General features: G+C 43.0%; 16 protein-coding genes. 11 read left to right on the top strand and 5 right to left on the bottom strand.

The window, feature by feature from the left end; translation table 11 throughout:
• Nucleotides 1-160 precede the first annotated feature (160 nt).
• The gene (locus Q8P28_08925; protein ID MDP2682908.1) at nucleotides 161-715 is read left to right on the top strand and encodes a hypothetical protein; all 555 of its coding nucleotides are present in this window, start codon (nucleotides 161-163) and stop codon (nucleotides 713-715) included.
• Nucleotides 716-770: 55 nt separating this feature from the next.
• On the opposite strand, the gene Q8P28_08920 is transcribed toward Q8P28_08925, so the two are convergent.
• The 5 genes from Q8P28_08920 to Q8P28_08900 all read right to left on the bottom strand — a co-directional run bounded on the left by Q8P28_08920 (nucleotide 771) and on the right by Q8P28_08900 (nucleotide 6,049).
• Nucleotides 771-1,277 (bottom strand): methylated-DNA--[protein]-cysteine S-methyltransferase, encoded by a 507-nt coding sequence (locus tag Q8P28_08920; protein ID MDP2682907.1) that lies wholly within the window; start codon nucleotides 1,275-1,277, stop codon nucleotides 771-773.
• Between the two features lie 13 nt (nucleotides 1,278-1,290).
• Nucleotides 1,291-2,151, bottom strand: a complete 861-nt coding sequence (locus tag Q8P28_08915; protein ID MDP2682906.1) for a cation diffusion facilitator family transporter — start codon at nucleotides 2,149-2,151, stop codon at nucleotides 1,291-1,293.
• A gap of 22 nt (nucleotides 2,152-2,173) precedes the next feature.
• Nucleotides 2,174-5,038, bottom strand: coding sequence for an excinuclease ABC subunit UvrA (gene uvrA, locus Q8P28_08910; GenBank protein MDP2682905.1), 2,865 nt, complete (start codon nucleotides 5,036-5,038; stop codon nucleotides 2,174-2,176).
• 141 nt (nucleotides 5,039-5,179) lie between these two features.
• Complete coding sequence (locus Q8P28_08905; protein MDP2682904.1) at nucleotides 5,180-5,557, bottom strand: hypothetical protein; 378 nt, start codon at nucleotides 5,555-5,557, stop codon at nucleotides 5,180-5,182.
• Nucleotides 5,558-5,638: 81 nt separating this feature from the next.
• Complete coding sequence (locus Q8P28_08900; protein MDP2682903.1) at nucleotides 5,639-6,049, bottom strand: peptide chain release factor-like protein; 411 nt, start codon at nucleotides 6,047-6,049, stop codon at nucleotides 5,639-5,641.
• A gap of 374 nt (nucleotides 6,050-6,423) precedes the next feature.
• On the opposite strand from Q8P28_08900, the gene rplM reads away from it, so the two are divergent.
• From rplM to Q8P28_08850, 10 genes are all read left to right on the top strand, one after another.
• The gene (rplM, locus tag Q8P28_08895; GenBank protein MDP2682902.1) at nucleotides 6,424-6,849 is read left to right on the top strand and encodes a 50S ribosomal protein L13; all 426 of its coding nucleotides are present in this window, start codon (nucleotides 6,424-6,426) and stop codon (nucleotides 6,847-6,849) included.
• A 13-nt stretch (nucleotides 6,850-6,862) separates the two neighbouring features.
• Nucleotides 6,863-7,255 (top strand): 30S ribosomal protein S9, encoded by a 393-nt coding sequence (gene rpsI / locus Q8P28_08890; protein MDP2682901.1) that lies wholly within the window; start codon nucleotides 6,863-6,865, stop codon nucleotides 7,253-7,255.
• A gap of 111 nt (nucleotides 7,256-7,366) precedes the next feature.
• A complete protein-coding gene (gene argC, locus Q8P28_08885; protein ID MDP2682900.1) occupies nucleotides 7,367-8,398 on the top strand; it encodes an N-acetyl-gamma-glutamyl-phosphate reductase in 1,032 nt (343 codons plus the stop codon).
• Between the two features lie 73 nt (nucleotides 8,399-8,471).
• Nucleotides 8,472-9,596 (top strand): site-2 protease family protein, encoded by a 1,125-nt coding sequence (locus Q8P28_08880; GenBank protein ID MDP2682899.1) that lies wholly within the window; start codon nucleotides 8,472-8,474, stop codon nucleotides 9,594-9,596.
• 83 nt (nucleotides 9,597-9,679) lie between these two features.
• Entirely contained in the window at nucleotides 9,680-10,237 is a 558-nt protein-coding gene (dcd, locus tag Q8P28_08875; protein ID MDP2682898.1) for a dCTP deaminase, read from the top strand.
• Nucleotides 10,238-12,406: a DNA translocase FtsK 4TM domain-containing protein gene (locus Q8P28_08870; GenBank protein ID MDP2682897.1), complete on the top strand. Its 2,169-nt coding sequence runs from the start codon at nucleotides 10,238-10,240 to the stop codon at nucleotides 12,404-12,406.
• Nucleotides 12,399-13,055, top strand: a complete 657-nt coding sequence (gene lolA / locus Q8P28_08865; GenBank protein MDP2682896.1) for an outer membrane lipoprotein chaperone LolA — start codon at nucleotides 12,399-12,401, stop codon at nucleotides 13,053-13,055. The genes Q8P28_08870 and lolA overlap by 8 nt, the downstream gene beginning before the upstream one ends.
• A gap of 10 nt (nucleotides 13,056-13,065) precedes the next feature.
• Nucleotides 13,066-13,554 (top strand): YajQ family cyclic di-GMP-binding protein, encoded by a 489-nt coding sequence (locus Q8P28_08860; GenBank protein ID MDP2682895.1) that lies wholly within the window; start codon nucleotides 13,066-13,068, stop codon nucleotides 13,552-13,554.
• Nucleotides 13,555-13,632: 78 nt separating this feature from the next.
• Entirely contained in the window at nucleotides 13,633-13,827 is a 195-nt protein-coding gene (locus Q8P28_08855; protein MDP2682894.1) for a hypothetical protein, read from the top strand.
• Between the two features lie 34 nt (nucleotides 13,828-13,861).
• The coding region (locus tag Q8P28_08850) for a 30S ribosomal protein S12 methylthiotransferase RimO (GenBank protein ID MDP2682893.1) at nucleotides 13,862-14,151 on the top strand (290 nt) is incomplete at its 3' end.

Raw genomic sequence — 14,151 nt, 5'->3', positions numbered from 1 at the left:
AATCGAAAGAGACGTCACTCAACACTGGGGTATCTTTCTCCAGTATCTTATGAGCTCGAATCTATGGTAGCCTAACCTAACTTAGTGTCCTTAAATTCGGGGGAAGTCCAATTATGTAGTTTCTCAAGTAAATGGCATTTTTGGCGGACAAGGAGACCAAGTGTTAGAGAAAATTAGAACTGAAATTAAAAAGCAACTTGAAAAAGATACTTCACTCAATTATCAAAACTTTACAGATATTAAACTTCCTGGCAGTAAGACAATGAAATTAACATTGGAAGACTTAGAAAATTTAGTTGTGGGAACAGTTCATGGTAGTCCACATGCTTACTTCTTACTTTCTCTTATTTATCCAACAGTTGACTTTAAAATTAGGAGATACGAAGTTGACCATATTCATCCAAGAAGTAGATTTAATCCCACTAATTTAAGAAATAACGGAATTGATAACGAAGAAACAATAACTGACTGGGTAGAAGAAAAAAGAGATTTACTTCCAAACCTTGAATTATTAGGTAAAGACAATTCATATAAAGGAGCCATGACAATAATTGAGTTTTTGAAAGATAAACCAATTAGAGAACGAAGAGAGTTTATGAAAGAAAATCTTATACCATCAGACTATAAACTTTTAGAGCTAAATAACTTTGATGCCTTCTTTGAGTATAGGAAACGTAAACTTGTAACAAAATTGAAAAAACATTTTGGAATATGACGACACGAAGAGAAGCACGAACCGCAAAACGTTTTCTGTTTTTATCTACCGCCTCCTAAAGCTCAACCCCTTCCAACCTCAATAAAAATCTTTTTAGCTTAAGCCCGTTGCTGAACCCGCCAAGACCGCCGTTGCTTGCCACCACCCTGTGGCAAGGTATAATAATCGGCAGTTCATTTGCGCCGCATGCGCCACCAACTGCCCTGAAGGCATTCGGCGCGCCTATCTTTTCTGCAACTTGTTTATATGTCAAGGCCTTGCCATAAGGTATATGAGATAATGCGGCCCAGACCTTTTTCTGAAAATCTGTGCCATTATGAATCACGGCATATTTTTTAAACGATACTGGTTTGCCGGAAAGGTATGTCAAAATTTCATTTTTGATAACCTTAAAATACATATTGTTTCTGATAATACTTGTGAATTTTGATCCCTGCTTAAAGCTTGCAGGGACAGGATTTAAAGACACCTTGCATATACCTTTTTCTGTCGCCACCAGATATATCCTGCCGATAGGTGTGGGAAATGATGTGTAATAAATATTTTTGTTTTCACTATTCACTGTTCACTGTCTTTTACGCCGGGTCTATATGCACAAAGGCCTTTTCAATGGCGTCAAATCTCTCTACCAGACTTTCAACATTTTCTCCAATTGCGTGTGATTCAACTGTGGATAGGTTTTTATCAACTGCAATATGCATTTCAACATGGATAAAATTCCCCACATAATGAGCCCTGATTTTATTCAGAGACTTTACGCCTGGCGCATCTTTAACCGCATTCTTTATAAGTTCCATAAATGCGCTGTCAGGCGATCTGCCCATGAGATAATCAATATTCTCAACCCCTATTTTATACCCTGTATATATAATCCAGAGGCTTACCAGAAAACCGGCTATGGGGTCCATAAGATAATACCCCAGTCTTGCGCCAAGGATACCGATAAATACGGCAAAAGATACAAATACATCATTCAAAGAATCAAATGCGCTTGCCCTTATGGCAGGGCTGTTCACTGAATCTCCAATCCTTTTAAAATACCAAGCCATTATCCCCTTTATAAGCATTGTTATTATAGTAACTGATAGAGGGAAAACTCCGATAGAGATTATCTGACCTGCAATCAGCCTTTCCACAGAAATCCTTATAATCTCAAAACCAAGCACACCAGCAAGTATTGCGACAATAAGCCCTGCTATAGGCTCTGCCCTGTGATGGCCGAATGGATGACCCTCATCAGCCTCTTTGCCGGAAACCTTTACGCATATAAATATAGCTATTGACGCCACAATGTCTGTAAGGGAATTTATTGCATCTGATATGAGGGCAAGGCTGCCTGATAGAACGGCTGCAATAAACTTTAATATGAACAGAAAGATATTGCCGGCAAGTCCTATAACCGTTGCCCTGAAGGCTGTCCTGGATTTGTAGATCATAAATTAAGGCTGATTGATTTTATTAACCTACCGCAGCCTTCAAGCGGCTGTCCAAAACCTTTTCCAAAAATTGACCTGTATAAGAACCCTCTGTCTCTGCCACCTCTTCAGGCGTTCCTGCGGCAATAACCCTGCCCCCTTCGTCTCCGCCTTCAGGGCCAAGGTCGATAATGTAATCAGCGGTCTTTAAGACATCAAGATTATGCTCAATTATCACTATGGTATTTCCCGCAGACCGGAGTTCCTGCAAAACATCCAGAAGCCTCTGTATATCCGCAAAATGGAGCCCTGTTGTGGGCTCGTCAAGGATATAGATTGTTCTGCCTGTCGCCCTTTTGGAAAGTTCCTTTGATATCTTTATCCTCTGGGCCTCGCCGCCTGACAGGGTTGTTGCTGACTGGCCAAGCTTTATATAACCAAGGCCGACATCGGAGAGGGTCTGAAGTTTGTCCTTTACCGGAGGGACATTTTCAAAAAAGCCGAGCGCCTCTGCAACCGTCATATCAAGGACACCGGCTATGCTTTTACCCTTGTATTTAATATCCAGCGTTTCACGGTTGTATCTTTTACCGCTGCATACTTCACAGGTAACATAGACATCCGGGAGAAAGTGCATCTCAACTTTTATAAGGCCGTCGCCTTCACATGCCTCGCACCTTCCGCCCTTTACATTAAAGCTGAATCTGCCGGGCTTATAACCGCGCATCCTCGCCTCAGGGAGCTGCGCAAATAAATCCCTTACCGGCGTAAAAAGCCCTGTGTATGTGGCAGGGTTTGAACGGGGCGTCCTGCCTATCGGCGACTGGTCAATGTCAATCACCTTGTCTATAAACTCAAGGCCGAGTATATTTTCAACCTCTCCTGCCCTCTCTTTTGAATGATAAAGCCTCTGGGCAAGGGCCTTGTATAATGTATCCACAACCAATGTGCTCTTTCCTGAACCGGACACGCCTGTAACGCATGTTATGAGACCAATGGGAATTTTGACTGTGATATTTTTAAGATTATTCGCCTTCCCACCCTTTATGGTCAGAAACCTTCCATCCGGTCTTCTCCTCTCCGAAGGCACTGGTATCTGAAGCTCCCTGTTTAAATACCTCCCTGTCAAAGACTTCTTATTCTGCATAATCTCAAGGGGCGTGCCTGCTGCAACAACCAGGCCTCCCAACTCTCCCGCGCCCGGCCCCATATCAATCACATGGTCGGCAGAGAGAATAGTTTCCTCATCGTGCTCAACAACCAAAACAGTATTTCCAATATCCCTGAGCCTTTTTAACGAATCAAGAAGCCTCTTATTATCCTTCTGATGAAGGCCGATAGAAGGCTCGTCAAGTATATATAAAACACCGACAAGGCTTGAGCCTATCTGGGTTGCAAGCCTGATCCTCTGCCCCTCGCCGCCTGATAACGTTGCCGCAGACCTCTCCAGCGTGAGATAGTCAAGACCCACATTTATCAAAAATCCAAGCCTCTCTGCTATCTCCTTTAAAACCCTTCTGGCAATCTCCTCTTCTGTTTTGCCGAATTTCAACCCTTTGAAAAATTTGTGCGCCTCCTTTATTGACATCTGCGTAACATCATATATTGAAGAATCGTCAATCTTTACAAACATGGACTCTTTTTTAAGTCTTGAGCCATTGCATACAGGGCACGGCTGTGTGTTCATATACCGTGTCAATTCATCCCTTACATCAAAGGAATCTGTCTCATAATACCTTCTCTCAAGATTCTTTAAGACGCCTTCAAACGGCTTTTTATAATAATAGCGACGGTCGGCCTTTTCATAATAAAATTCCACATCCTCATCGCCGGAGCCGTAAAGAAGAAGATCCTGAACCTTTTTGGACAATCCCTTAAACGGCGTATAGATATCAAATTTGAAATGCCTTGAAAGCGCATCAATCATCTGATGAAAATATACAGAGGACTTCCTTCCCCATGGCGCTATTGCCCCTTCCCTCAAAGAAATCTCCTTATTAGGGACAACGAGTTCAGGGTCAAAATAGAGCTTTCCCCCAAGGCCGTTGCACTCCGGACATGCGCCGTGCGGACTGTTAAATGAAAACATGGCCGGGGTAAGTTCAGGATAGCTTATGCCGCAGTCAACACAGGCAAGTTTTTCATTAAATAAAATCTCCCCCTCCCCTCCTCCCTTGCCGCGCCCACTTTCGGTGGGCACCCGCTCCACCTTTGCAATCCCATCTGATAGTCTTACAGCAATCTCAAATGAATCGGCAAGCCTCTTTACAATCCCGGGTTTTATTACAAGCCTGTCTATGACAACATCTATATTGTGCTTTTTCTTTTTATCAAGGACAATATCTTCGCTCAAATCCTTCATCTCTCCATCTATCTTTACCCTGGTATAGCCGTCCTTTCTCAGCTGCTCCAGTTCCTTTTTATATTCCCCTTTTCTCCCCCTTATCATTGGTGAAGAGAGGACTATCTTTGTATCCTGAGGCAGTTCCATTACCCTGTCAACCATCTGCTGAATGGTCTGGGCAGAGATCTGTTTTCCGCAGTTGTAGCAATACGGCCTGCCGACCCTTGCAAATAAAAGCCTCAGATAATCATATATCTCGGTAACGGTGCCGACAGTTGAGCGCGGGTTTTTGCTGGTGGTCTTTTGCTCAATGGATATGGCAGGGGAAAGCCCTTCGATTGATTCCACATCAGGCTTTTCCATCTGCTCTAAAAACTGCCTTGCATACGCTGAAAGGCTTTCCACATACCGCCTCTGACCCTCTGCATATATAGTGTCAAAGGCAAGGGTAGACTTGCCGGAACCGCTTACGCCTGTAATAACGACAAGCTTATCCCTTGGTATTTCAAGGTCAATATTTTTAAGATTATGCTCTTTGGCGCCTTTGATGATTATCTTGTTCATAGGTAGGTTTCAGTTTTGCCGGGTATCTGGGAATTGTAAATCTTTCCAGGATTATTGGCAAGGTTTTTATTAAAAGACCTCGTTGGAAGGATTATCGGTAATGCAGTAGTTTTAAAAAAGGCGCAAGGTTCAAAAAATAAATCAATTCAACAGCCAGTAGTTGACCATCCCTACAATATGGGTCAATGTCCATACCACGACAAGTATACGCCCATAGAGTATATGGCGGCGGTTCAGATGCTGATGAAGATTACAAAACCACCGTCCCTGGCTAACACGAGACCACACAACAAGCGTAACTAATATAAGAAGAAGCATACCCATTGTACCGTGGATGGCAAACCATAAGATAAGATGTCTGGGTATAACAGGAGGGGCGCTGCCTGGTAGATAGTATCTAATCATCATATAGTTTATGATGAAAAGCCATGCGCCAATAGTTAAAAATAGCATCAGGCGTCTGTGCCACTTACAGTAGCTTTGATGGGCGCACCACCATGCTGTCAAAAGTAAGGACATGGCTACAACCCCCCAGATAGCGGCAACAATCAAGAAATATTGCGTGTAGAATTGCATATTAATTCCTCTACTATAAAATCCTCAGGTTTTACCTTTACCTTCATTAGAATTTATAAAATCCCCTTGTGGCAGAATCGCAGCTTTATACTTCAATCCAGCCCTCTTCTGTCTCTTTAACTTCTGTTTTTTTGCTTTAAGCATTTTTATATCTTCATTAGTAAGTTTTCCTGATAATCTTTCAATCCTCTCAACAAGCTCCCGCCTTGCAAGAAAGCGATTTATAGACTGGCTTCTGTCTTTCATGCACTTGATTTCTATGCCTGTAGGCATGTGCTTTATATACACGCAGGTAGAGGTCTTGTTAACCTTTTGACCGCCCTTGCCTGAGGAGCGTATAAATTTCTCTATAATATCCTCATTCCGGACACCGAAGGATTCCATCTTATCCTTAAGCCATCGGTTTTTCTCTTCGCTTACTGCAAAAGCGGGCATGGGTTAACTCCCCTGATTTCTGTCTATCATCCAATTTGTAATATTAACAAGTTAGGAAATTATATCCATTTGTCAATAATAATGCAAATTACTGTTGACCTCCATGATGGAAATTGGTAAAAGGAGGAAACTGTATACTAACTTGTTAGCTGTCCTGGAGAAATTTAATGACCAACAATCTGATAAACATCATAAGGCTTGTGGGGGGTGAAGGTGTCAAACTTAGTGTCTAAAAACAAGAAATAGCAGGGGTATGAAAATAGTTGTATAAAAATAAAAAAACCACAAAAACCAAATAAACCTTGACAAAAGACCGAAAAATCTTTAGATTAGATTATTCAAAATTCTATTGATAAAAATTAGGGGCAATTATTATGAAGACTGAATTTGTAAGATCACAGGACAAAATCAAGTGGTATGTTGTAGATGCCAAAGACAAAATACTTGGCAGGATGGCCTCGCGCATAGCTACAGTGCTTAAGGGGAAGCATAAACCCACTTATACGACATTTATGGATATAGGAGACTTTGTGATAGTGGTAAATGCTGAAAAGGTAGCGGTAACCGGCAAAAAACTCACTGATAAAACATACTATCACCACAGTATGTATCCAAACGGATTAAAGGCAGAACCTTTGGAAAAACGTCTGGCCAGAAAACCGGAAGATATAGTATATAAAGCAGTATGGGGTATGCTTCCAAAAGGAAGCCTCGGCCGGGATATGATAAAGAAGCTCAAAGTCTACAGCGGAAACAATCATCCGCATCAGGCCCAAATACCTGAGAAACTATCAATATAGGAAGGAGTAATTCATGGCAGAGGTAACTCACCAGACAGTGGGAAGAAGAAAGACATCCATAGCGCGGGTTCGGCTGATGTTGGGAAGCGGCAAGATAATAATAAACGATGAACCGATGGATAATTATTTTAGCAGCGAAACCCTCAAGATGATTGTTAAACAGCCTCTTGAAGCAACAAAGAGTTTAACTAAATTTGATGTCTATGCGAATGTATACGGAGGCGGTATATCCGGCCAGGCAGGCGCAATCAGACACGGTATTACAAGGGCGCTTTTAGAAGAAGATCCTGCGACGAGGCTGACGCTCAAAAAGGCCGGCTATGTTACCAGGGATCCGAGGATGAAAGAAAGAAAGAAATACGGCCAGAAAGGCGCGAGAAAGAGATTCCAGTTCTCAAAGAGATAATAATGAACCGGCTGAATGTTTTCAAAAGGGAAGGCCTTTCGGCCTTCCCTTTTTTGTTTATAGGTAAGTAGGAGCGGTGGATAAAAACCGCAGCTTATAGAAAGGAAGATGATGATAAAGGCTGCAATACTTGGCGGAAGCGGTTATACCGGATTTGAACTTTTAAGGATTCTGGGAAACCATCCTGCTGTTCAAGTAACAACTATAACTTCACGGCAGCACAAGGGATGCAGGGTTGAAGAGGTCTTCCCTGGTCTGAACAGTATTTTAAATCTAACATTTGAAGACCCTGCAAACTTCCGCGCATATTCAAAGGCAGATATTATCTTTTCAGCCCTTCCCCATCATGCATCCATGGAAATAGCGCCGGATCTTTTAAAGAAGGGGAAAAGGGTTATAGACTTAAGCGCAGATTTCCGCCTGAAGAATGCAAATATTTATGAGGCATGGTATGGGAAGCATCATATTGCCGAGGGTTTGTTAAAAAAGGCGGTGTATGGCCTTCCTGAACTTTATAGGGGCAAGATAAAGAATGCAGCTCTGATTGCAAACCCAGGCTGTTATCCAACAGGGGCCATCCTTGGCCTTGCGCCCATTTTAAAGGCAGGCATCATAGATACCAACACAATTATAATAGATTCAAAGAGCGGCGTTTCCGGCGCTGGAAAAACAGCATCTCAGGACACATCATTTGCAGAGATAAATGAAGGGTTTAAGGCATATAAGGTAGGAGAACACCGCCATACGCCTGAGATTGAGCAAGAGCTGGGCATTATTGCCGGCATGGATATAAAGGTAACATTTGTCCCGCATCTTCTGCCGGTTAACAGAGGCATCTTAAGCACGATATACGCACAAGTCACAAGTCAGAAAAATATTTTGAATATCTATAAAAAATATTACAAAGGTGAGTTCTTTGTCCGCATTATGTCTGAAGGGGTGTTTCCAAATATATCTCAGGTAAAGGGGTCTAATTTCTGTGACATAGGATTAAAGATAGACGAACGGACAGGCCGCCTTATTGTCATTACAGCCATTGATAACCTTGTCAAGGGAGCATCGGGCCAGGCTGTCCAGAATATGAATATAATGTTTGGCCTTCCTGAAACTCTGGGTCTTCTTACCCCTCCCCTCTCCGTATAACGGTTGCAAACCTAAGACCTTTTTGATATTCTAACACTCTAACTCTATGACTCTATGACTCTTTGACACTATTATGGGACGAGGCGTAAAATTATTTAAGATTTTGGGCGTCCAGATTTCTCTGGACTATACATGGTTTATTGTATTTGGCCTTGTTGCATGGAGCCTTGCCCAGGGCTATTTCCCACTTATCATCCCCGGCCTCGGGACATTTACCTATATCCTTATGGGGGTTATCTCTGCCGTCCTGCTTTTTGCGTGCGTCCTAATTCACGAACTTTCCCATTCTTATACATCCAACAAGCTCGGGCTTGATATAAAGGAGATAACGCTTTTTATATTCGGCGGAGTTGCCAAATTGACAAAAGAACCTGATGACCCGATAACGGAATTAAAGATAGCTGTTGCAGGCCCTGCTGCAAGCATCGTGCTTGCAGCAATATTCTGGGTTCTGATGCAGATTGCGAATGCCTTTTCCATTTACCCGGTTTTATCCGCCATATTTGAATACCTTGCCATGATAAACATGGTCCTTGTAATATTTAATATGATACCCGGGTTTCCACTGGACGGCGGAAGGGTCTTAAGGGCCCTCTGGTGGAAAAAGACCGGAGACCTTCAAAAGGCAACACAGATTGCAAGCCGGGTTGGCAAAGGTTTTGCGGCGCTGCTCATTGGTTTCGGCTTTTTTCAAATATTCATGGGCAATTTTATTGGCGGCCTGTGGATGATATTTATCGGCATGTTCCTCCAGCAAACGGCAGACTCCAGCTACCGGCAGCTTTTGGTAAAAAAGACCCTGGAGAGAATAAAGGTCGGCGACGCAATGACCAGAAATGTTGTTACAATAACAGAAGATTCTACTCTGACAACTGTGGTTGAAAAATATTTTTTTGGCTACCATTTTGTCGGTTTTCCGGTCTCGTCCGACGGGCGCATTACTGGGATGCTTACATTGAATAATGTGCGGCTGGTTCCGAAGGAGCAGTGGGATACAACCCTTGTAAGAGATGTAATAAATAAAATTTCACCTGATGCCATACTCAGCCCTGAAGACAATGCAATGGATGCCCTCTCAAGAATGATAGACCTTGATACAGGGAGGGTTCTTGTTATGGACGGCGATAAACTTATTGGCATAATCACCAGAAGGGATATTATGAAACTGATGGAGTTTAAGACAGACCTTGGCGTATAACCCCTATCCTTTCCGTTTGCCTTATTTATAAATTTACGGTATCTTTCTGCGCTAACAAATTTATCAAGGGGGGCTTGACTTACATGATAAAAAATGACAGATGGATTAGAAAAAAGTCGGTGGAACATAATCCGAAAATGATTGAGCCGTTTGAGGAAAAACAGGTGCGCGAAGGCCGCATATCTTATGGCGTTTCATCTTATGGCTACGATATCCGCATATCAGATGAATTCAAGATATTCACCAATGTGAACAATGCTATTGTTGACCCCAAGGCGTTTGACAGCAAATCTTTTGTAGATTTTAAAGGAGATGTCTGTGTTATTCCGCCTAATTCTTTTGCCCTCGGAAGGAGCGTGGAATATTTCAGGATCCCCCGCAATGTCATGACAATATGCGTTGGCAAATCCACATACGCCAGATGCGGCATAATAACCAATGTAACGCCATTTGAGCCGGAGTGGGAGGGATTTGTAACCCTTGAGATTTCAAACACAACGCCTCTGCCCGCAAAGATATACGCAAATGAAGGCATTGCCCAGGTTCTATTCTTTGAAAGCGATGAGGATCCAGAGATATCCTACAAAGATAAAAAAGGCAAGTATCAGTCTCAGATAGGAATAACACTTCCAAAGATATAAATGGCTAATTCCAAAGAAAAAAAGAAAGGTCTCAAAGAAGAGGTTGTTGGCATCGCCCTTCTTGCAGTTTCATTATTTATTATTGTCAGCCTTCTTTCTTACTCCCCATCCAATGTTTCGTCCAACTGGGGCGGGGTTGTAGGCGGATATGCAGCATGGGTTTTATTCCAGATTGTCGGCCTTTCAGCCTATTTATTCCCTGTCCTTATTATAATCCTGGCGCTGGAGTTTTTGATAAGAAGGGAATTCCACTTCAGGGCGTTAATCCCAATCAGTTTATTCTTTCTTCTTGCGTCGTTCTCAGGGCTTCTAAGCAGCCTTGTGGGAAACGATACGTTGAGCGGCGGCATTCTCGGTAAATATATATGTCTTTTCCTGTGGGACTATCTGAGTTATACAGGCACACTCATTGTCCTTACAGCCATGTTTATCTGTTCTACAATATTTGCCACAGGCATATCTTTGGTGGATATGGCCGGCAAAGGTTATAATATCTATCAATCTGTTTTACAAAAGAGGCGGTCACAGGAGACCGAAGAAAAAGATGAACCTATCGGTGAGGAGTCATCCGACTTATCCACCCCAGCCAGAGGAGTCAAGGGGCAAAGGCTGGAAGCTAAAAAGGCAGATCGCCCGACTATTATTATGCCGCCTACCCCCAGAAAACAGCCAAAACCAAAAGAACCGTCTCAGGAGCACTTTGAATTTTTAAAGGCAATAGGAGAATTTCAGCTTCCTCCGCTCTCTTTTTTAGACTCCCCACCTGAAAAAGCTCATGTTCTAGATGAGGAGGCTCTCCGCACCAATTCTAAAATCCTTGAGAAAAAACTTATGGACTACGGCGTGGAAGGCCAGGTCATTGCAGTAACGCCTGGCCCGGTCGTCAACATGTATGAGTTTGAGCCGGCGGCAGGCGTAAAGGTGGCAAGCATCGTAAATCTCTCTGATGACCTTGCCCTGGCGCTGCGCGCTGCGTCTATCCGCATAATTGCGCCGATTCCCGGAAAGGCTGTTGTCGGCATTGAGGTGCCGAATGCAGCAAAACAAAAAATTTATCTGAGAGAAATACTGGAGAGTCAGGTATACACAAAGAGCCATTCAAAGCTTACATTTGCCCTTGGAAAGGATATATCAGGCGCACCGTTTGTCGCTGACCTTGCGCTAATGCCCCATCTCTTAATGGCAGGCGCAACAGGCGCCGGCAAAAGCGTTACGATCAACGATATTATTATAAGCATGCTCTACAAGGCAACGCCCAATTATGTGAGGTTTTTGATGATAGACCCAAAGATGCTGGAGCTTTCCGCATACGAAGGCATACCGCATCTTTTGACCCCTGTTGTTACTGAGCCAAAGAGGGCAGCGTCTGTATTAAGGGGCATGGTGAATGAGATGGGCGAGAGATATAAACTTATGGCAGAAAAAGGCACAAAAAGCATTGAAAAATACAATCAGCTTTTTGAGGAAGAGGGGACAAGAGACGAGGATAAAGAAATTCACCGCAGGCTTCCATTCATCGTAGTGGTGATAGATGAACTTTCTGATTTGATGATGGCCTCCGGTAAAGATGTTGAAGAATCCCTTGTAAGGCTCTCGCAGATGGCCCGCGCAGCAGGCATACATCTTCTTGTTGCAACCCAGAGGCCGTCTGTTGATGTCATAACAGGCTTAATCAAAGCAAATTTTCCTGCCAGACTGTCGCTTCAGGTTGCCTCACGGACAGATTCCAGAACAATCCTTGACACAGGCGGCGCGGAAACGCTCCTCGGCGATGGCGATATGCTTTTCCTCCCCCCAGGCTCATCAAGGCTTAAGAGGATACACGGCGCCTATGTCTCAGAGGCGGAGATTAAGAGGGTTACGGATTTTCTCAAGAAGCAGGGCAAACCCGCATACGATAAGGCTATATCTGAAGCAAGGGTTGAGGAAAAGGAATATGGAAATGACGACCTTGGCGAAGAATTTAACAAAAGATATGATGAGGCGGTTGCAATCGTTATCCAATTACAGCAGGCTTCAACATCGTACGTCCAGAGAAGACTGAGGATAGGCTACAACACCGCTGCGCGGATAATAGAAAAGATGGAGGCAGAAGGCATTGTCGGCCCTGCCCAAGGAAGCAGGCCCAGAGAGGTGCTGGTGAAAAAAGAAGGAGGAGTGAGTGAATAAAATTCAAATTTCAAATTTCAAATTTCAAATATTAAGTCTGCTTACTGTCTACTGTCTACTGTCTACTGTCGTCTATGCCGATGACCTCAATGCCATCATTGCAAAGGTTCAGAAGACCTACGACGGCATTCAGGACATTCAGGCAAACTTTACCCAATTCACAACATCTGCCTCAATAAAAGAAACTCAGAAGGCAGAGGGGGTTGTGTATTTTAAAAAGCCCGGCATGATGAAATGGGAATACAAATCTCCGGGCAAGGATATTATCGTAAGCGACGGCATGACCATCTGGATATATCAGCAGGATATTGGACAGGTTATGGTAGGAAATGCTCTGGACAACGGGACATCCATATCGAACAATTTTCTGGCGGGCATGGGGAATCTAAAAAAGGATTTTACAATAGAGCTGGCAGAAGGAGACAATAATGCGCATCTTTTAAAACTGAATCCAAAGACAGCACAGCCAAATCTCCAAAAATTATATATTGCAGTGGATAAAAAAACATTTTTAGTGATAAGGACCATAGCCTATGACATGCTCGGCAATGAAACAAAGGTAATATTTGAAAAGATAAAAACAAACCAATCTCTATCAGGCAGCATATTTAAATTCAAGATTCCTGAAGGGGTAAAAGTGGTAAAATAAGGAGGAACACATGCCGTCATTTGACATCGTTTCAAAGGTAGATATGCAGGAGGTTGATAATGCCGTAAATCAGGCCGTCAAGGAGATAAGTCAACGTTATGACTTTAAAGGGAGTAAAAGCGAAATAAAATGGGAAAAGAAAGAGGAGATAACTATTGTCGGCGATAGTGATAACAGGCTGAATACTATAGTAGACCTCCTGCAGGGCAAATTTGTAAAAAGGGGAATCTCGCTAAAGTCGCTGGAATACGGAAAGGTTGAAGACGCATCCGGCGGGCTGAAAAGACAGGTGATAAAGATCCTTCAGGGTATTCAAAAGGAAAAGGCAAAAGAGGTTGTAGAGGCGATTAAAAAATCAGGGCTTAAGGTTCAGGCGCAGATAATGGATGACCAGGTAAGGGTAACAGGCAAAAAGATAGACGACCTGCAGGAAGTAATCCAAATTCTTAAGACAAAGGATTTGGGGGTTAGTTTGCAGTGTGTGAATATGAGGGACTGACGAGCATGAACACAATATGACCCCTAATAGCGAGATTGAGAGGGCAAAGTCTATTAGAAAATCACGGAGAGGTGAAAAATGAATATTGCAGAGAAATACTTTAAACAACAGCTATCTTCCGAAGAATTCAAGCGTTCGTTTCTGGAGGAAAAAGTTAAACTGGATATTGAGTATCGTTTAGAAGAACTCAAAAAAGATATCCAGACACATAAGAGCCCAGAAGAGCTTATCAAAAAGGTCAACTCCATAGAACAGTTTGTCATGTCAGTTTAACTCAAGATAAACAACCGCACAATACCTGCAAACTATGTCTCAACACCATGACAAAATATGCCTCACCAGCCTCGGCTGTCCGAAGAATCTTGTGGACTCTGAGGTAATGCTGGGAATCCTCAGGCAGGATAACTTTGAGTTGACGGCTAATGAAGAAGATGCCGATATACTGATTGTCAACACCTGCGGTTTTATCGGCGATGCAAAGGAGGAAAGCATCGAGGCTATACTGCGGCTTGCGCAGTATAAGGAAAAAGGCAGATGTAGGCTTTTGATTGTTACAGGATGTCTTGTGCAGAGATACAAAGATGAACTGGCAAAGGA

This window comes from Deltaproteobacteria bacterium, from assembly GCA_030690165.1.
In the GTDB taxonomy this organism is placed as follows: Bacteria; Desulfobacterota; GWC2-55-46; order UBA9637; family UBA9637; genus JACRNJ01.
Note: the sequence above shows the minus strand (reverse complement) of the source record. Positions and strands in the feature narration are given on the sequence as shown.